21 protein-coding genes and 1 pseudogene are annotated in these 20079 nt (G+C 35.7%); 3 read left to right on the forward strand and 19 right to left on the reverse strand.

Translation table 11 applies throughout. The features are described from left to right. The 3 genes from I215_RS14705 to bla form a co-directional block, all read right to left on the reverse strand. Window positions 1-322: transposase (locus I215_RS14705; protein WP_008992782.1), on the reverse strand; the 322-nt coding region annotated here is incomplete at its 3' end. Window positions 323-597: 275 nt separating this feature from the next. After that, the gene (locus I215_RS14710; RefSeq protein WP_008992783.1) at window positions 598-1863 is read right to left on the reverse strand and encodes a chloride channel protein; all 1266 of its coding nucleotides are present in this window, start codon (window positions 1861-1863) and stop codon (window positions 598-600) included. A gap of 217 nt (window positions 1864-2080) precedes the next feature. Continuing rightward, entirely contained in the window at window positions 2081-2881 is an 801-nt protein-coding gene (gene bla, locus I215_RS14715; protein ID WP_040460588.1) for a subclass B1 metallo-beta-lactamase, read from the reverse strand. A gap of 586 nt (window positions 2882-3467) precedes the next feature. On the opposite strand from bla, the gene I215_RS14720 reads away from it, so the two are divergent. From I215_RS14720 to I215_RS14730, 3 genes are all read left to right on the forward strand, one after another. Further along, complete coding sequence (locus tag I215_RS14720; protein ID WP_008992785.1) at window positions 3468-4682, forward strand: site-specific integrase; 1215 nt, start codon at window positions 3468-3470, stop codon at window positions 4680-4682. Window positions 4683-4773: 91 nt separating this feature from the next. Beyond that, window positions 4774-5679, forward strand: a complete 906-nt coding sequence (locus I215_RS14725) for a hypothetical protein (RefSeq protein WP_237738981.1) — start codon at window positions 4774-4776, stop codon at window positions 5677-5679. A gap of 3 nt (window positions 5680-5682) precedes the next feature. Beyond that, window positions 5683-6420 (forward strand): hypothetical protein, encoded by a 738-nt coding sequence (locus I215_RS14730; RefSeq protein ID WP_008992787.1) that lies wholly within the window; start codon window positions 5683-5685, stop codon window positions 6418-6420. A gap of 159 nt (window positions 6421-6579) precedes the next feature. On the opposite strand, the gene I215_RS14735 is transcribed toward I215_RS14730, so the two are convergent. From I215_RS14735 to I215_RS16030, 16 genes and pseudogenes are all read right to left on the reverse strand, one after another. Then, window positions 6580-7353 carry a M90 family metallopeptidase gene (locus I215_RS14735; protein WP_008992788.1) on the reverse strand — a complete coding sequence of 258 codons (774 nt, stop codon included), beginning with the start codon at window positions 7351-7353 and terminating at the stop codon, window positions 6580-6582. Between the two features lie 12 nt (window positions 7354-7365). Continuing rightward, a complete protein-coding gene (locus I215_RS14740; protein ID WP_008616468.1) occupies window positions 7366-7578 on the reverse strand; it encodes a heavy-metal-associated domain-containing protein in 213 nt (70 codons plus the stop codon). Between the two features lie 20 nt (window positions 7579-7598). Next, window positions 7599-9857 (reverse strand): heavy metal translocating P-type ATPase, encoded by a 2259-nt coding sequence (locus tag I215_RS14745; RefSeq protein ID WP_008992789.1) that lies wholly within the window; start codon window positions 9855-9857, stop codon window positions 7599-7601. A gap of 164 nt (window positions 9858-10021) precedes the next feature. Then, window positions 10022-10633 carry a mercuric transport protein MerTP gene (gene merTP, locus I215_RS14750; RefSeq protein ID WP_008992790.1) on the reverse strand — a complete coding sequence of 204 codons (612 nt, stop codon included), beginning with the start codon at window positions 10631-10633 and terminating at the stop codon, window positions 10022-10024. Between the two features lie 2 nt (window positions 10634-10635). After that, complete coding sequence (locus I215_RS14755; protein WP_008992791.1) at window positions 10636-10905, reverse strand: thioredoxin family protein; 270 nt, start codon at window positions 10903-10905, stop codon at window positions 10636-10638. Window positions 10906-10973: 68 nt separating this feature from the next. After that, window positions 10974-11360 carry a metal-sensing transcriptional repressor gene (locus I215_RS14760; protein WP_008992792.1) on the reverse strand — a complete coding sequence of 129 codons (387 nt, stop codon included), beginning with the start codon at window positions 11358-11360 and terminating at the stop codon, window positions 10974-10976. 9 nt (window positions 11361-11369) lie between these two features. After that, window positions 11370-13076 carry a mercury(II) reductase gene (gene merA, locus I215_RS14765; RefSeq protein WP_008992793.1) on the reverse strand — a complete coding sequence of 569 codons (1707 nt, stop codon included), beginning with the start codon at window positions 13074-13076 and terminating at the stop codon, window positions 11370-11372. A 29-nt stretch (window positions 13077-13105) separates the two neighbouring features. Further along, window positions 13106-13447 (reverse strand): heavy-metal-associated domain-containing protein, encoded by a 342-nt coding sequence (locus I215_RS14770; protein ID WP_008992794.1) that lies wholly within the window; start codon window positions 13445-13447, stop codon window positions 13106-13108. A gap of 17 nt (window positions 13448-13464) precedes the next feature. Then, window positions 13465-14058 (reverse strand): mercuric transport protein MerTP, encoded by a 594-nt coding sequence (gene merTP / locus I215_RS14775; protein WP_008992795.1) that lies wholly within the window; start codon window positions 14056-14058, stop codon window positions 13465-13467. Continuing rightward, a complete protein-coding gene (locus I215_RS14780; RefSeq protein WP_008992796.1) occupies window positions 14055-14429 on the reverse strand; it encodes an ArsR/SmtB family transcription factor in 375 nt (124 codons plus the stop codon). The genes merTP (I215_RS14775) and I215_RS14780 overlap by 4 nt, the downstream gene beginning before the upstream one ends. A gap of 142 nt (window positions 14430-14571) precedes the next feature. Beyond that, window positions 14572-15219 (reverse strand): class I SAM-dependent methyltransferase, encoded by a 648-nt coding sequence (locus I215_RS14785; RefSeq protein ID WP_008992797.1) that lies wholly within the window; start codon window positions 15217-15219, stop codon window positions 14572-14574. Window positions 15220-15301: 82 nt separating this feature from the next. Further along, complete coding sequence (locus I215_RS14790; protein WP_008992798.1) at window positions 15302-15868, reverse strand: helix-turn-helix domain-containing protein; 567 nt, start codon at window positions 15866-15868, stop codon at window positions 15302-15304. A 263-nt stretch (window positions 15869-16131) separates the two neighbouring features. Next, window positions 16132-17934 carry an efflux RND transporter periplasmic adaptor subunit gene (locus tag I215_RS14795; RefSeq protein ID WP_008992800.1) on the reverse strand — a complete coding sequence of 601 codons (1803 nt, stop codon included), beginning with the start codon at window positions 17932-17934 and terminating at the stop codon, window positions 16132-16134. A gap of 11 nt (window positions 17935-17945) precedes the next feature. Beyond that, on the reverse strand, window positions 17946-18428 hold the full coding sequence (locus tag I215_RS14800) for a DUF305 domain-containing protein (protein ID WP_008992801.1): 483 nt from the start codon (window positions 18426-18428) through the stop codon (window positions 17946-17948). A 22-nt stretch (window positions 18429-18450) separates the two neighbouring features. After that, window positions 18451-19161, reverse strand: a complete 711-nt coding sequence (locus I215_RS14805; RefSeq protein ID WP_008992802.1) for a PepSY domain-containing protein — start codon at window positions 19159-19161, stop codon at window positions 18451-18453. 769 nt (window positions 19162-19930) lie between these two features. After that, a pseudogene (locus tag I215_RS16030) lies at window positions 19931-20079 on the reverse strand (DUF3347 domain-containing protein); the annotation flags it as partial.

Raw genomic sequence — 20079 nt, forward strand, 5'->3', positions numbered from 1 at the left:
CATTGTTTGGCTTGTAGGTCATAATTCTAGCGTCATAGGCTATAGCCCCAAGTGGTTTGAATGTGCGTTTTGTTTTCTTGTCCAAACTATACGCATCACAAACCTTGGCAATAGATCGTATCAGCATTTGAGAAGAAAGCTTAAAGGTAGCTCTGAGCGGATGATACACTTGGTGGTGTAATTTGACTTTATTGAAAATCTTTTCTTGCCATGCCACCTGGGAAATGGCACCACAAGCAGCATTAGCTTCCCTGAGGGTTTGAAGGAGCAATGCGGCCTGCTCATCGCTAGGCAAAAGCTTGATTTTCAGAGTCATTTTCATAATACAAAGTTCAAAAAAGTTGCTATATGATTACATTTAAAAAAAATAAGTTATTAACAAAGGGGATGACTTCTTTCCTCCCATCCACTAAAAATCAATGGGTTTCCGCAGTATGTTTATGAATATGTGGGCTTTCTGGATACGAAGTTATTTTCTCAGCCTGCTGAGGTCTTATTTTGAATATTTTAAAAGGTTGATTCATTTTGAAAAAAAATAAAAAACAAGATTTAATTTGGTGAATTCCCTTAAAGATCCCTTATCTAAATGACGGCTTTTTACTTTTTCAATTGTGAACCTATAAAAGGGATTCTTGGAGCTAAAAAGTAACCTGTCAAGCTTGCGAATAAAATAGGAATGAAATGCCCAAACCCTGTTAATGTGGCCAATAAGATAGTGGTACTCATTGGGGTTCTAGTTACACAGGCATTAATAGCTGCCATACAACTCACAATTGCTAATGAAAGATTGACCGTGGGGAACAACTGATGTATGATTAATCCAAGGGTCGCACCAGTAAAAAACAGCGGGATGATAAATCCACCTCTCCACCCTGAAGTTACTGTAATTGCAATAGCAATAACCTTAAACACTAGAATTGCGAATAATAAGGTTAAGGAAAAATTAGCAGAAAGTAAGTCATTGATTTCATGATGCCCATAATACCTTGTAATAGGAAGGTAGAATGCGATCACACCAAGTAAGATTCCACCAATAGTTGTTTTTATATATATTGGGATTGGTCTTTTTTCAAATAGTGTTTTAAAGAATTTGGCACAAATAATAAAACCCCATCCAAAAGCAGCTCCTACCATTGCAAAGATAACAGCATATGCGAAATCAAACAATCCAGAGTATTCATAGGCTGACAAGTCCCAAAGTGGACCCAGTCCTAAATGTACGATAAAAGCGAATACCAAATAGCTAAAGCAGCTCGCCACAAAAGCCGGTATGACTGCTTTATAGTATTCTACGGCATGTTTGTGGTGTAATATTTCCAATGAGAATAAACTACTTCCTAATGGAGCCCCGAATAGGGCAGTAAAACCAGAGGCCATCCCAGCGATACTCATCGATCTGAGATCTTCACCCTTAAGGCGGCATAATTTACCAATATAAGTCCCTGTTGATCCAGTGATCTGTACCATTGGAGCCTCTGGACCAAGACTACCACCTGATGCAACACAAAGCAAGGAAGATAGAATCATGGAGGGATTATTTTTGGGATCTAGTTTTCCTTTATTAAACCGGATGTTATTTACAATTAGATGAATTTCACCAGGATCACCAATAAAGTGAATTATAAGACCTGCTCCCAGACCACAAATGGCCATAAGTGGAATAACACTCCAGCCGGAGAAAAATGTAAATTGATGTGTTAAAAATTCTAGTGTTATCCAATAAAGTCCAGCGATGACTCCACCTAAAAGCCCTAGAAGAGCCCATAGAACAAAGTTTCTGCTGAAGACGAAAGGGTTAAATTTAACGGGTTGATCTAATATACTTAAATAAGTTACTAATTTTCTTCTTCGTTTTAATTTCACTTTTTCGTTCTTTCTTTTTTAGTTGCTCCAATGTATTTTTCTGATAATTAAAGCGTTGTGCGTGTTTATTTGTTATTGGACGGGCAAAATTAGGCATTTGTTTTTGGAATCCTTTGCCAGTTCAAGAATTCTTTTGCAGAGTTTTTACCGAATACGTAAAATTTAATGTTCTGCGGCGTAATTAGTTAAAGTGATTTTGAACGATTACTTACTGTTTTTAGTTAGTGAAAAGATTTATAGTATAATCAATTAAGTCACTTCCACCCAATTGACCATGGCCAGGAATCACAAGCTTAACATGAGGATATTTAGATTTTATTTTTTCAACAGTTTTTGACCATTGCTCACTATTGGCATCCCCTAAATATCCTTTGCCTGCTCCAATTTCTTTAATCAGGCATCCTCCAAAGATTACATCCTCTAGTGGGAAATAACCAATAATATTATCTTTAGTATGTCCCTGTCCAAAATACTCAGCATACACTTTATAATTTCCTATATTTAGATTAAGATTACGATTGAAACTCTTTACTGGAAGGGTGAACGTTTGACCATTTTTTTTTAGTAGAGCTAAGGTTTGTTTAGAAGCATATGTTGGGATATAATTATTCTGGAATTCTTCTAATCCACCTACACAGTCTTGGTGGAAATGAGTAGGAACAAACGCTTTTATGTCACTCATTAATTTCCGATTTACAAATTGAATTAACTCTTTTGAACTTTGATTATTGGTAGGTGAATCAAATACAACTCCTTCGCCATCACTGATTACTAACATTCCATTACAGCCTACTTTGCCAAACTCATCAGTGTTTAGGTATGAAATATGAAGGTAAACATGATCCGATATTTTTTTGATCACCAGGTTGCTTGTTTGATAAACAATCGTTGAGTCATTAGAAAGTTCTATTTTTTCTTGAATATTGCTCTTGGTTAGCAAATCTCGGTTAACTGTGGAGGTGCCTACTGATTGAAGGACTAATCCTATTGTAATTGCGATGGTAAATACTAAATTCATTTTGTATGAAATCATAGAAACTTTTTCAATCTAAAAATGTGGTGTGTGATCAGGATCCTCTAAATTGTACTGTTGAATACGCTTTTCGGAAATTCCTGAATTAATTAGGTCTTGGCGGAACAATTCAAACAAAGTTGATTTTCCATATCTCCTTATACCGGAGTTTTAGTCGTCTTAAATATATTTCTCTTTGTAGCATAACCTTATAGTTTCCTAATAGCACTTAAAAGTATAAATAAACTAGGAAATTGATAGCGTTGAAATTCCCAACTTTATAAAAATGATTAGAGGAGATTTTGTTATATAAAAAAAGCTGAAGAGAAATCTTCAGCTTTTTGTGCGGGTGAAAGGAGTCGAACCTTCACACCTTGCGGCACTAGATCCTAAGTCTAGCGTATATTGCACCAAATTGAAACAAAGTCATTCATTTTCAATTGATTTCAACATTTGTTGTACCTATGTTGTACCTGAAAAGAACAATAATTTCGTATCTTTATGGTGTACTTAGGTAAAGGAATACATTCAAAATGGAATGTTGTACCTATGTTGTACCTGATTTGACTTTCGTACTCAAAACAGGTCAATTATGTCATCAAACGCAAAGATAGTTCTACGTAAAAAACCAAACAGTAAAGGGCTTTACCCATTAGCTGTTCGAATTACAAAAAATCGTCGTTCAACATATCAATATATAGGTCATTATATTGACATAGAGGATTGGGACGAAAAAAATATTCGAGTAAGAAAGTCTAGTTCAAATGCTGATAGTTTAAACAAGTTGCTATCACAGGAACTCTCGAACGCCAATAAAGCACTTATTGACTTACAATCCGAGCATAAAGATGCATCTGCCAACCAAATCAAAAAAGAGATATATGCCTCGGGAAACTCTGCTACCTTTTTTGAACTAGCACAAGAGCATCTGGACGAATTGGAAATCGCCGAAAAATTAAACCGCTTATCTACGGATAGTGCTTTGGTTAGCTATATCATAAAGTTTAATAAATCAAAACAGTTGGCTTTTCAGGAAATTAACGAACGCTTCCTAAAAAAGCTGATGATATATTTGAAAGCCAAACACGAACTTTCAGAAACATCAGTAATGAACATCTTAGTCCTCATTAGGTTGTTGTTCAACAGAGCTATTAAGCTCAAAATAGTTAGTAGGGAATTATATCCTTTTGGTGGTGACAAGATTAAAATTAAGTTTCCAGAAACAAGCAAAGTCGGGTTGAATATTATTGAAGTAAGAGCCATAGAAGCTCTTGAGAATTTAACTTTGAGTGAAATACACACTCGAAATGTCTGGCTCTTTAGTTTTAATTTTGCCGGAATGCGAGTTACCGATGTATTGTGGACAAAGTGGTCTGACATATACGACAAAAGGTTGCATTATAGAATGAACAAAAACTCAAAATTACTATCATTAAAAATTCCAGATAAGGTTTTCAAAATTTTAGATTATTACAAAGAAGACAAAAGATATGCAACCGATTTTGTTTTTCCCGAATTGAAAAAAGCGAATCTCGATGATGCAAAAGATGTCTATAACAAGAGAAAGACAGCTACCAAGAAATTTAATGACAACTTAAAATCTATAGCTAAAAAGGCGAAAATTGATAAGAAAATTACAATGCATATTGCGAGGCATACCTTTGGCAATATTGCTGGTGATACCATCCATCCCTTTATGCTGCAAAAATTGTATCGTCATAGCGATTTAAAAACCACATTGAACTATCAAGCTAATTTTATTCACAAAGAAGCAGATGATGCTTTGGATAGTGTGGTAAATTTTTGAACTATTATCAGCCATCTGCAAATATTTTAAAGTCATATTTCAACATATTCAATTGCCATTCCCTTACCTTTACCAACATAATTTTATGTTTATGGTGTTAAAGGTTAAATGGACTGAATTTAAAAGTAGTCTTGAAAATTTTCAGTCCGAAGGAAATGCGCTTATTAAAAAATATAAAGCAGCAAGAACTGAGGATTTATTAAATGAATTGAAAGAGGAAAAACAATCGTGGGAAAGCGATGTAATCAGTTATGTAAAGGCTTCTTTTGACCCTGAACACACCAATTTTGCATACGAGTTTAAGGCTCAACAAGGATATAATTTCGGAATGAAATTAGGTATCGACCAAAGAGTCAAAAAAACTATTCAAACCATTAAAGATGAAATTAATGGGCTTGATTACTATTTAAAAATATTATTCATTTCAGATGCTATTGTGCGAGCTGATGACATTGATTTAGAAGAGCGTAAAAACCTTGATACCGAAGGCATTCTTGATCTTATACTTTCTAAACTATATGAACTGTATAATGATGGGAAATACTATTCTATTAAGTGGATTCTTGAAGGTAACGGCCTAAAGTTAGGTGGGCGTAGCGAAGATTGGGACTATGGTAGAATGCTTGAAGAACGAGGCCTTATTGAGACTATGAATGGTCGTGAGGTAAATGCCAAACTAAAGCTTGAGGGAAAGTATGCCATTGAACAAGCCAGAAAATCCCAAGTGCCCGACTACTCAAAAATTAGCGATTCTGATGAAGAATTAAAAACACTTCTCAAAGAGGTACTTGCCGAAGTTAAAAGATCAGGATATGGTCAGCAAATCATCTTCGATGAGTTTGATGAGCTGCGCAAAGACATTCCGCATCTTAGCAAAAAATCGTTTGGTCAGTTATTAAAATCAAAACTTGGCGATTTGGTCGCAGCCAAAGCCTTTGACAAAGCTATCGCCAGCGACATATTCAAACAATTTACTAACCAAATATTTCCATTTTAACGTATGAGAATATGGGCAGGTATTAAAAATAGAATAGTTCAATTCTTCCGAAAAGAACCACCACCAGAATATGAGGTGACAGAATATGTGTTTTCGGATAGACAACCTCTTGATGGTTCTTCGACCATTTCATTTTTCGTAAACAATCCCAAGCCAGATGTAAGTGTTACCAGAACTTTTGATAGCGAAGACCAAGCCGTTAATTGGCTTATGGAAAATCGAGATTTCAAAAAGATGTTATTTAGTAATGTATTTCCATCCGCAAATTCGGTGAAATACCAATGTGGCGTTAAAGAACCTATCACAATCCCAAACAAAATGCCAGGGGATATTGACATTCTTCTGTATGAACAAGGAAAGGAACAAAATGCGGTTGGAATAGAATGTAAAATAGTAAAAACCGAATCGCTTGAAAATCAACCACCAAAAATAAACAAGATTACAAGCGTTCAAAAAAAGGGAACTATTCAGGCAAATGGATATACCGAAATTGGATTCAACAGGGTTTATCTGCTAATCATACTATTGGATGATGGCCGGCATTACAAAAACCCCAATGTTATGTTCAGAACTACACCTTTTAAATGGTTGAAAGAATTGTATGGTTTTGACTGGCAAACCCGAATGAGTGATGATATTGGAATTATTTACGTTCACATAAATCAATTTACTACTAACCATATAAATCAGACCAAAGGATTGGGATTGCGTGTAGAACGTGAAGCAATACCAATTTTATAACCTGAAGAACTAACTGATAAAATCAAAAAACTGGATTCATAGGATAATTTGAAACGTAAAGGAACTTTCAGGATATGCGGAAATCATAGTAAACTAACGTTTGAGCACGTTACACGAGAGTGTAAACTGAACTCTCTATAGTTTGCCTGATTCATTTTCTCAAGTGCTCGGTTCTTGCCTAAAACATTCCACCAACATCCCATAAAGTTCTGGATGTTTTCTTTTTAGTAAATCCGCTCGTTCAAAAAAATACTCTGAAGCAACCGCAAAGAATTCAGCTTGATTTGTTCCACCATATTTACGAATATCTGAATGGTTATCGTTAATCGCTTCCATTTCTTTATGGATTAAGTTTAACCAAGGTATGGCATATTGATGTTCCATTAGCCGCTCTAGCACACCGTCTGTTCTATCGTCCAACTTATCTATAAGGTGCACAAATTCGTGTATGCCAGTATTGCTTTTATCGGTTGTATTTTTAAAGCCGTGGTACAATGCTTTCTTGGAAAGTATCATCTGTTTCTCGAACCTTCCATTTCCAACTATTCCACCAATATTCCGTGAGTTATCCTTACTGCTAAATTGCATATCCTCATTAAAATTATCAGGATATAAAAGGATGCCACTTAAATTTGTGTAGTGCCATTCCTTGAAGCCAAAAACTGGAATGACGGCACTTGCTGCAATTAAAACCTTATCCAACTCTTCCAGTTCAAACTGCACAGCATCGATATAGACCTCACTTAAAAATAGCATCATTTTTTGCTGAAAAATTAGCTGTGCGTCTTTTGATAGATTTCTATAAAACAGCACATTATCCGTCAATAATTTATGCCAATGTTCTGGAAATGGCTTTACACTATGACGTTTTGCTTTTCTATAAAAATGAACAGCAAAAAGAACAATCACAACCGAAATAAAAATATAAGCCATATTAAAAACGTATTAATCTACAGGTTCGGCCTTAAATCCCACTTTTTGCAAAGTCGCCTTTACATCTTCTTCGGTTACACCATCGCTTTCAATGGTTAGGATTTTATCAGGATTAGAGGTATCTACTTCCCAACTTTCTACACCTTCTTGTTTGTTTAAAAAAGGGGTGACTTTTGATACGCACCCACCACAATTGATATTTGTTTTAAATTTTAAAGTTTTCATAGTATTGAATTTATTTATTATTAAAGTTTTACTCGTTTAAGTCTTAAGCTATTTGCAACTACGGATACACTACTGAATGCCATTGCTGCACCTGCAATCATCGGATCCAACAAAAACCCATTTACAGGATAAAGAACTCCCGCTGCAATTGGAATGCCAATAATGTTGTAAATAAATGCCCAGAATAAGTTCTGACGTATGCCCAACACGGTTCTTTTTGATAGTTCCAATGCTTTTGGGATAGATTGTAAATCTGATGTTATCAAGGTCATTTTTGCTACATCCATTGCGATATCCGAACCTTTGCCCATAGCAATACTCACATTGGCTTGCGCCAGGGCGTGCGAATCGTTGATACCATCGCCCACCATTGCTACTATCTTTCCGTCCGCCTGTAATTTTTCGACAAAAGCCGCTTTGTCCGAAGGCATCACTTCTCCTTGGTAATTTGTTATTCCTACTTGTTTTGCGACAGCAGATGCGGTTTTATTGTTATCTCCAGTAAGCATATAGACCTCAATGCCTCGTTCTTGAAGTGTTGCTATGGCCATTTTTGAAGTTTCCTTAATCTTGTCTGCAATGGCGAGTATCGCCAGCACTTGTTTTTCATTGCCAAAGAAAATGACGGTTTTCGCTTGCTCTTCGAGACTTTCTGCTGTTTGCATCAAGGAAGCATCGATTTGAATATTTTTCTCAAGCATTAGTTTATGGTTTCCAACATAGTATGGTGAACCATTTTCTGTTTGAGCTTTCACACCTTTTCCTGTAATACTTTCAAAAGAAGCAATTTCAGCTTTTTCAATATTTTCATCTTTTAAGTGATTGACTACAGCTTCCGCCAAAGGGTGTTCTGATTGTGCTTCAATAGCTAGAAGAACTTTTTTGTATTCGTTGATATCTTCGAGTTTATCCTTCCAAAATATATCAGTTACTAAAGGCTTTCCTTCTGTAATTGTACCTGTTTTATCAAGAATGACAGCATTCACTTTATGACCGAGTTCTAAACTTTCGGCATCCTTTATAAGGATATTATTTTCTGCGCCTTTACCAATTCCCACCATAATGGCGGTAGGTGTTGCCAATCCCAAAGCACAAGGACAGGCGATTACCAATACTGCTACAGAGGTCAATAAGGCTTGTGAAAAGGCATTATCGCCTCCTAAAGACATCCAGACAATGAAGGTTACAATGGAAATACCCAATACCACAGGAACGAAAATACCGGCAATCTTATCGACCAGTTTTTGAACGGGTGCCTTACTCCCTTGCGCTTGCTGAACCATTTTAATGATTTGGGAAAGCAGGGTTTCTCCACCTACTTTTTCAGCGGTAAATTGAAAACTTCCTTTTTGATTAACGGTACCAGCGAATACCTTTTCCCCTTGGGATTTCTGAACTGGAACGGGTTCTCCAGTAATCATACTTTCATCTACATATGAGCTTCCCTTGGAAACTTCGCCATCCACGGGAATCTTTTCTCCGGGACGCACCAAAATGGTCTGACCTACTTGAACAGACGAAATAGGAATTTCCTTTTCTTCACCATTCTCAATAATTTTCAACGTTTTAGGCTGTAGTCCCATTAATTTTTTAATGGCTGAAGATGTATTTGACTTTGCCTTTTCCTCCAATAGTTTCCCCAAGGAAATAAAGGTTATAATTACCGTTGCCGCCTCATAATAAACGTGAGGCTCGATACCACGATTCAACCAAAATTCAGGAAAAAAAGTGTTGAACACACTAAACAGAAAAGCGATTCCTGTACTCAAGGCTACAAGCGTATCCATATTTGATTTACCGTGTTTGGCTTGCTTGAAAGCATTGATGAAAAAGCTACGACCGAACCAAAAAAGAATTGGAAAAGTCAACACCAAAGAAATCCACTTACCTGGTTCCCATTGCATAAAAAACATTCCTAATACAAAAATGGGAAGGGTAAGTATGGCCGACCAGATAGTACGGTTTTTTATGTCCTGATAATGCTTTTGCTGAAGTTCTTGCTGTACTTCCGAAGGGTCTTCGGCATCAATTATAATATCGTAACCGACCTCACGAAGCGCGTTTTGAAGTTGATTTGGACTCAACTCCTTGTCATATTCCACAAGAACGGAACTATTGGCAAAATTAACACTTGCATCAAACACACCTTCCGTGTGTTTTAATACAGATTCAACACTTGCTGCACAAGAGGCACAAGTCATTCCCGTAACAGGGAATGATTCCTTTATTCCTTTTTTAGTATTCTTTTCTTTGGTTTCAAATATGTTGATTGTCTCCATAAATCCGTTCTTATTTGTATGTTACAAATTTCAGGATTAAAAGACTGTAATGTGTTACGTTATATGCTGAATGATTTGTAGAATTTACTCTTCACGAATTATTACTACCAATTGGATAAGTCGTTTTTAATTTATCTTTTATCACCGCAATGGATACGTGTCTATCAGTCTCTACTATTTGTAATCAAATACCCTTTTGATTGAATGACCTTTTTTATCTCATCGACATTCGTTTTAGTGGTATCAAATTCTATAATTGAAGTCCCTTCTTCAAAAGACGTAGATACATTTGTAACCCCGTCAATTTTGTTTACCGAATGGTTGATGTTTTCTTCACAACCCGAGCATACCATCCCTTCAATATTCAACTTTACAGTTTGAATATCGGTATTGTTTGTTGCAACAATTCCTACTTTCTCCGTTGAATGAAATATTTGTGGATAATAAGAAACCAATGTCATTACAACAACAAACACTGTAACCAACCACAAATAGAATTTCGACTTAAAAAATGATGGCTTAGCCATATCACAGTTACCACAATCGTCCACCTTCTTTTTTTTATAAACCTGATAAAAGGCCAGTCCCAATGACAAAAATGCTATAACCAACAGATAAGGTTTCAAGGCAATAAGCCAAGAAAAATAGACAGAACTTCCACTAATACCAGCTACACTTGTAAGTAGCAAAGGACCCCAGCAGCATAGTTTAAGGGAAACTGCTGAAAATACAGCAGTCCCCATAGATGTTTTTTTGTTCCATTTAGTAATTGCCATACCTAACAACTTCCTATTCCCGCGTTTACCAAATCCTCTTTTGTGATTTCGATGTTGGTGCAGCAATTCAGTAGTTTTCCGTCCACAGCAATGGCGGGAACTCTTGTAACCCCATATTCCTTCATTTTTGAAACACAGATTTTACTTTCGCATTGCTCGGACAGATTATGAAGTGTGATTTCGCAGTCCTTTCCTGCTGTCTCTTTTACTAATTGCACCACAGGCTCGCATACCGGGCAACCTGCTGTAAAAATCTCGATTTGTCGTTTCATCTTATTTAAGTTTAAATTAATAATGGAACAAAGATGAGAACGTGAGGTAGGGGGTCACCAAACTTTTTTTAACCTTTTTTTTCGTTGTAGTTTTTTAATCTGGTTTCAATAGTTTGGATTTCTTTTAAGCGATTGGTCAAATCGGATAATTCCAAATTGGGGAATTCACTTTTTAAATATTCAATTTTATCTTCATTGCCACAATTTCCTGGGCAAGAGTCCACGGCCTTTACAATTCCAATAGCAAGTGCTTTTCGATAGACTTCATCCAGCAGTAAGTAATGTGCTTTTTGAATCCCCTTATCAATGGATCTGAACTGTATGTTTATTTGTTCGGGGTCCTTTCCTTCATCAAGCATTTTAACAATGCCGTTTATTTGACCACTCAAAGTTTTTAATCTGGATTTAATATCCAAGATTAAATCAGTAGGTAATTTGTACTGTTCTCCTTTCATAACTCAAACTTAACTCGCGCAGCAACTTAATTTGGAAACATCTTTCCCAAAGGTAATCGCTGCCAGTTTAACAGATTCTCCTAAAGTTAAATATGGATAAAAGCTTTCTGCTAAATCTTTTACAGTGATTCCAAATTTAATAGCCATACTCAATTGTTGTATCAGTTCACCACCTTCAAGTGCAACTACTCTTGCGCCTATTAATTTATCGGTTTCAGTGTTGCGTATCAGTTTTATGAACCCTCTGGTATCTTGAGCTGCCAAGGCTCTTGGAACGTGAATTAAATCAAGTTTACTGACTTCAAAAGGAATTTCCTTTTTTTCTGCTTCAATTTCATCTATACCTGCTCCTGCGATTTGAGGGTCTGTAAATACTACCCAAGGTAATGATGAATAATCAATACTTGTTTTTGTTGATGAAAACGCATTGTTCACTGCTGTACTACCTTCGGTTGCTGCTGTATAAACAAATGCCGGTGTAATGGTGACGTCGCCTGCTGCATAAATATTGGAAATATTGGTTTCCATCTTTTCATTTACAATAATATGGCCGCTTTCTGTTAACTTTAGGCCAATATTCTCAAGCCCTAAATTAGAGGTGTTAGGCTTCGTCCCTGTAGCCACCACAATATGTCCTTTTTCAACAATTTGAGTTGTGGAACCATCAGGACAATTACAATGAATAATTGTATCGTTACCTTTCTTTTCAAATTTAAAAGCTCTAAAGTTTGGAAGGATTTCAATTCCTTCACTATTCATTTGTTCTACCAAAACATCTGTAATATCTTTTGTTTGACTGCGTAATGGCCTGTCGGTAAATTCAATGATACGTACTTTTACTCCTAAACGGTTATATGCCATAACAATTTCCAATCCGATATAGCCAGCTCCCATTATGGTTAAGCTTTTTGGTTTTTCTTCTAAATCGAATAAAGAAACATTCGTTAAGTAGCCTACTTTATTCAGTCCTTCAATACTTGGAATGTTTGTTGTCGCTCCTGTTGCTATAATGATGTTAGCTGCTGTGTATCTATCTTTTCCATTTACAAGAATGGTTTTATTATCTACAAATTCTGCCCAACCTTTAAGCATTGTTAAGTTTTTGAAATCACTTACCACATCCATATATTTTTGTTGCTGAAGTGAAGCAACCAATGCTTTTTTATCTTTTATGATTTGTGTAAAATCAATGTCTGCTCCTCTAGGTTTTATACCCTTAAAATTGGAATGCGTAGCGAGACGTACCGTTTCGGCAGCCCGAATAAGGTTTTTAGACGGTACACAACCCACATTTACGCAAGTGCCACCAAAATCTAATCCTGCATTTACCATAAGTGTTGTGAGCCCTAAACCTTCAGCTTTAATGGCTGCTGAAAATGCAGCTGAACCACCACCAATAATTATTAAATCGAATTTATTTTGGCCTTTGGAATTTACAGCGGAAACCTCTTCCTCGTCGACATTATTTACAACCGAATAATCACCAACGCTGTTTATAGCATCTATTACATTTGCCTTACTCATCTTATCAGCATCAAAATTAAATTCGCCTTTTCCGGTTTCGTGGTTAACTGTGGAACTTAAAACTCCTTCAGTTGCGTTCATATCCTTTTCGATATGTGTTGCACAACCTTCACAGGTCATACCCTCGATTTCCAATGTAATGGTTTCTCTATTTTGAGGCATTTTGATTTTCATTTTAGCTGTATTTTTCATTGAAATCGGTACTGTTTACTTATTAAAAATTAGACCTTCCCTTTAATTACTTCGGCCTTAAACCCTTTCTTTTCTATGATAAGTTTTAGGGCTTTGATACTTGTTTTTGAACCATCAAACTCAATAACAGCAATATCTCCAGGGTATTCAACCGAATGTTCCAAAACACCATCCACTTCCTTTAATGCATTATAAATAGCATTGGAACAACCAGCACAAGTAATGCCTGTAATTTTAAATTTCACCGTGATTGCATTATGTTTCTTTGAAGCTACTTCCACAACTTGATTTGTAACCTCCTTGCTTTGTGATTTGGCCTGAAAAGAAAACAGCATTAAAGCCAAAATAGGCACTATTGATAGTTTTTTCATAATGGGTAATTTTGCGTTTATTTATCTTTTATAACTTTGTATCCTGTTGAATTAATTGCCTTTTCAATAGCTACTTTAGAGGTTTTAGACTTATCAAACTCTACGATGGCATTGCCCTTTTCATACGAAGGGGTTACATTTATAATACCGTCCAATTCATTTACAGCGTGTTTTATGCTTTCTTCACACCCAGCACAAGTCATTCCTTGAACATTAAAGTTTACAGTTTGAATATTTGATTGGTTTACAATGACTACTTCTTTTTTATTATCTGGATAAAAAATGAATGAATAATATGGAAATGCCAGCATTATAATTGCAAATACAGTTACAATTCCTAAAAACTTTTTTGATTGTATAAATTTTGGTTTTTCGTCTGTTTCACATTCGCAGTCAATTTCTTTTTGAGGTTTTAGTTTTTGATACCAAGCAAAGCCGAGCACTAAAATTGTTAGCCCGATTAGATAAGGTCTAAAAGGCTCAAGCCAAGAAAATGTTGAGGCAATTCCACTTGTTCCAGCGATTAAAGCCAAAACGGGTGTAATACAACATAATGAAGCTGTAATAGCAGCAAGTAAACCTGCACCAATTAATTTGTTCTCACGTTTCATATCGTTTCTAAAACTTTGTTTTTATCGAGTATTTCAAAAAACGGATTTAATAATGTTGAATATTCAGGGGTTAGTGAGTAAAAAATCGTTTGAGCATCTCTTTCGGTTTCCAATAAATTTCTGTCCTTCATTTTTCTCAAATGTTGAGAGATAGCAGAAATATTCATTTCGAGAATATCACTTAAGTCGCAAACGCAAAGTCGTTTCTCCTCAAAGAGTAGGTAAAGAATTTTTAGCCGAACATTATTTCCGACTAAAGAAAGTCCATTTGCCAAATAGTCAAACGATTCATTTAATTCTGAAACTGTCTTTTTACAACGGTTTATCTGTTCAATATCTGCCTGTTGTCTAATGCAAGAATTATTTTTCATAAGGCAAAGTTACAATTATTTCTTATTTAAGCAAATACTTAAATACAAAAAAGAATGATATGTAAATTTTGATCATTATGTTCCTTTTGTTTTGATTTGTGTTTTGCAAAAACTAAAACTACCGAAATGTACATCTGTTCTTTTAGCTTGTAGGTGAAGGTATTGCTGGCTTTACAGTTAATTGTCTTTTAAAACTACAAAACAGAAAATTCTGTATGGTGTTGAATGGTGTTGTGTGGTCCTCTGATACACAGCGAATTTTGTCAAATCCTTTTTTTAATTCCGATGTTAATTCCTCTTCATTGTATTGTTTTATTTCAAGTCCGCTACATTTTTTTGGTCCGTTTTGTGAAAAGGTTCCTATTATTAAATAACCTCTTACAAATATTGTCGCTATGTTAGTATATTTTTTAATCTGGTCATCTGTTGTAAGAAAATGAAAAGTTGCTCTGTCGTGCCAAACATCGAAAGATGTATCTGGTTCAAATTCGGTAATGTCGCTTACAATCCAATTTACTTTACTTGCCTTTTCTCCCAGTCTTTTTTTAGCTTTCGCAATTGCTTTTTCTGAAATATCAAGTACAGTAATGTTATTATACCCTTCCTTAAGTAAATAGTCAACAAGTTTACTGTCGCCACCACCAATGTCTATAATTTTTGCCTTTTTATTTAGTTTGAACGAACGTATAAACTTCAGTGAAGTTTTTGGTATTTCTTGCGTCCAACTTACCTGGTCTGGATTTTTAGTTTCGTGAACTGTTTCCCAATGTTTCTTTCTGTCTAATTTCATTTTGATATCTAAATTCGGTTCATTGGTAAATCAATATATCATCTATTGATTTAAATATCCCTTTAATAGTGGTAAACACACCTTAAATCTCATCCAAGGATTTTCGGTTTTTGTCTACAGATTTCTTGAACTGCGTAGGTGTCATTCCAGTTACTTTTTTGAATTGATTGCTTAAGTACGCAACGCTACTATAATGTAATTGAAAAGCTATCTCACTCAAGGTTAATTCATCATAGACAATAAGTTCTTTTACACGTTCAATTTTTTGGTTGATGATGTATTGCTCGAACGTGATGCTTTCTACCGACGAGAATAGGGAACTTAAATATTTATAATCCAAGTTAAGTTCGCCAGTAACAATATCTGCCCATTTTAATTCGGTCTTTTCATTGGAATAATGTATTTTCTCAATTACCAAATTTTTCATTTGCTCGATAAGCAGACTTTTACGGTCGTCAATCAAACTGAAACCTGAATTTTGAAGGGCTTCGGAAAGCTCTTTTTTGGTGTTTGCATTTAATGTTGACACTAATTTAACTTCTCCCAATTTAATAGAAGCATAGGATATTTCAAGTTGTTTTAAAATATTGGATACTGCCGAGATACATCTTGGGCAGACCATATTTTTAATATAGATAATCTCTCTCATATAATACTTGTCTTTAAAACAAGGTTAACCCAGATTTGTGTAAAGAATAGTAAACAGCAGCTATCGCAGTAATTACAAAAATCAATACTATCACAACAAAAGCTATAATTTTATCTTTTTTTGTGATATTACTTTTAGGTTGATGCTTCTTCCTTTCATTTTTTCGTCTATTTCTTCTTCTTTCACTCATTATCGTTCGCCATTATAAAACCAAGATTATTTTTTGGCCTTATGAAGATTACTTGATTTATCCGTAATTCGTTTTATTTTAAAGTTGCTTTTACCTCTCCACAGGTTAACATAGCCTCTCCATAATATGGATTTCGCACTTCTTCTTCCAAACTTATCCAATAGGCACCTTTATTGTTATTGGCCATTGGGCAAAACTGGATATATACATTTTGGTTGACCCCAAAAAGCTGTACACCACTTATCATATGTGCCGAAAGATGCTTAAAATGCCCTCTTTGTTCTCCTATGTCTGAACTGTTCTCAATAGCATTTGCAGATGATTTTAGTTCCTTTTGAATGGTCATCCAATGGTTATGCGCCTTTTCATCAGATAATAACTTCATATCCACTTTTTTCAAGGACTGGTTGATTTGTTCTCCTGCTTGTTGAGCACCCTTGGTATCATCGTTTACCAATGCATCCTTTAAAAGAATATAATCATCAAAAACCTGTTCTAACTGATTCTGAAATTTGTTTGAAACCCTAATTCTTTCCTTCATTTGAGAATGATTGGTTACATCCATATTTTCTCCAGAACCATCTTCTTGCATTCCCAAATGTCCTTCGTGTCCTGTCATAGTTTTACCTCCTTCTTGATTCATCATTGATTTTTTACCCTGAAGCTGTGCCGCGGCATCTACTGTAAACGTGCCGTTAGTTACCACTTCATCTCCATTTTTTAAACCTTCAAGAACGGTATAACTATCGCCAGTGGCATTGCCCAATAAAACTTCTTTCATCTCAAAAACAGCTTTATTAGGGTCTGTTTTGACATAGACCACAGAACGTTCGCCCGTCCACATAACAGCCGTTGACGGTACAGAAACGGTGTTCTCTGTGCTCGTTCGAGCACCCTCGATTTTTCCTTCCACAAACATTCCCGGCTTAAAGAGGTCTTTTTTATTTTGTAAAACAGCTCTCACAACCACCGTTCTTGTAGCAGAGTTTAATAAGGGGGCAATAAACGAGACCTTGGCGTCAAACACTTCATTTCTATAGGCATTGGTGGTTACTTTAATGGTTTGTCCTTCTTTTAAGGACGCAATTTGGTTTTCGTAAGCATCAAATTCTGCCCATACTGTATTGAGATTGGCAATTTTGTATAAGGGTTGTCCTTGTTTTACATAGTCACCTTCTTCTACCATTTTCTGTGTTACCGTTCCTGATACGGTTGCGTACACAGGAAAGTTTTCTTGTACTTTCCCAGAGTTTTCTATGGCGTTGATTTGCTTTTCTGAAAGTTTCCAAAGTTTGAGCTTGTTTCTAACAGCTTTATATAATTCTGGTTGCGATTCTTTCAAGGATGAAGCGGTAAGCAGTTCTTGTTGTGCCGCAACTAATTCTGGCGAATAAATAGTTGCCAAGCGTTGTCCTGCGCCAACACGTTCTCCTGTTGAATTAACGTATAGTTTTTCAATTCTTCCTCCAAAATATGTGACCTGTACGGCATTTGACTCTTCATTTGCTTTTATCTTTCCAGATAATTTTAGGGAATTATTTCCTATTTGTCCTTGTCCCACAAGTGACGTTTGAATATTGGCTAGAGCCATTGCGTTATCGGTCATTTTGATTTCATTGGCATTGAGGCCATCGGCACCCGATTCAGCTGGAATTAAATCCATTCCACATATTGGGCAGTCGCCAGGTTCTGGTTGCATAATCTGTGGGTGCATAGAACAGGTCCACATTTGATTAGTAGCAATTTCTTCTGAATGTTCGTGATTGTCTTTAGCACTATTTGTTGCCTTATCAGTAGAATCTCCACCGAACAGTAGAAAGCCACCTAGAAGGCCAACAATCAAGGCAATACCTATATAAATGATGTTTTTTTTCATTGTCTTTGTTTTTATTTGTTATTTTCTAATCGTTTAATCATTGCTTTCATTTCTGCAATTTCCTTTTCTTGTGCTTTAATTATATCATCTGCTAATTTCTTCACTTCCGGGTCTTGTATATCCGCTCGCTTACTGGTTAAAATGGCGATAGAGTGATGCGGAATCATAGCTTTCATATAGAGCACATCGCCAATAATTGGGGCCTGTGCCCTCACAAGGCCTAACGCGCCACCAAATAGAACAATACTTCCAAGAACAATTGCTATATTTTTCTTTTTGTTTTGGTACATATTACGCATTGTTACAAACATAATAATGGCCATAGCGGCAATACCCAAACAGCTCATATAAAATCGGGTAAGACTAAAATAGACGTGGTCAATTTCATAAGAGTTTAAGTACATTGTAACGTACATTGCTATGAAGGATGCCACGAGCATACCTACAAATTTTGTGTAGTTGTTTTTCTTTGAATTTTGATTTGAATTTTCCATTTTATGTTGGTTTTAGTGTTACTTATTTTCGTTTCTTTTTAACCAATTTTCTAATTGTGGGCGACGATATGTACCAAAGTAAGAACCCACTTAATACTGTAATTAACCCTAACAATGAAAACGCCCGCAGGGTTATGGTATTAAAGTTGTCCCTGCCTTGATAGTCCATAGTGTGGTTCATCCACAAAAAATCGAACCAGCGCCAGTTTCTATGACGAACGGTCTGAAATGCACCATTTTCTATGGCGACATAAGCCTTCAAGTTTTGTGGGGTTTTATATGAAATCTCATAGGCTGGTAATGGACGACCACGGTATTCGTGATGTGCATCTACTTTCTCAATTCGTTTTATACCCCTTATTTCCAAATCGGGCAGCATATATCTATTGGCTACCTGTTTTGCTTCAGCTTTAGTAATACCATTTTTTTCATTTCCCGTTTTAGCACTAAATAAATTAGCTTCGTTAATCCAATAGTACGGCTCATTGGCTATTTCCAATAATTTTAGTGTTTGGATTGGTTCTTCACTCGCTAATTGCTCAGTCCCCAATAGGTTGGAAAAAGCAGTTTGCCGTGGCTTTTCTTTTTTGAACTGGTCGCCGTGTATTTCATCAATGTCCGTCCAGCTAAAATACATTCCGCTGATAGTCCACATCAAGAACTGAATGCCGAGGAATATACCCAAGTATCGGTGCGCTTTTCGAATCCATTTTGCTGTCTTTCTGTTGACCATACTTTCTATAATTTAATTCACAAAATATTTGACAATTATTCCACCTACCAACCAGACGTAACAGATATAGGCAACATACTTTAAAATCTTTTCAAGCAATGGGCTTTTAGGTGCCATCCCGCTCATCGTACTTTCAACGCCCTTATTTTTAAAGAACCCTAAATAGTTGTTTGTAAAATCCTGTGTTTTCAGATTTTTTTCTTGTTGTCATTAACCATTTTAATTTAAGCTCTTAACTAAATAATTGAAGTGCCAATGCACCACCAACTATTAATATTAGGATTGTATATACTATATAATTGAGCCATTTTTTAACCACAGATTTATCTATTGTTTGTTGGCAACCGTTCTTGCAACATTCTTTCATTGTTATAAATTCTTTTCTTTATTGTTATTTGCAAAACCATATAAATAATACTTGAAGATGAGAGGTAAACTTTAATGAACCAACCAAATTTTTACCCCTCACAATCAAGCATCTTCACTAAACTTCTTTTCTGCGAAATTTTAATTTGCCCGACCTAGGAAGAGAGACGCTATATTTAGGGATTTAATCTCTCTCCCAGTTCAGGCTGCTATTAACCAAATCAACTTCTCTTTTTCAAAAGTTCATTGTGCCTGACTTGGGAAGGAACTAACACTAATCATCAACATTGTTTTCCTTCCCACGACAGGACTTTACAACTATTCAGGTAACCCTGTCATCTCCTAAGCTACTGTTAACTAATAAACCAGTATATTTAAAAGAGTATTAAAGGCAGTGGATTATTTATTGAATAGTTTTTTGCACTTTTCCACATTTAAGCATTCTGCTACCGTAATATGGGTTTTTTACTTCTTTGCTGGTACTCAACCACGCACTACCTTTATCGTACATTGGGCAAAATTGTTGGTAAAGGGTGTTTTCAGTTCCTGTAA

Origin of the sequence: Galbibacter marinus (genome assembly GCF_000300875.1) — a bacterium.
Classification (GTDB): Bacteria; Bacteroidota; Bacteroidia; order Flavobacteriales; family Flavobacteriaceae; genus Galbibacter; species Galbibacter marinus.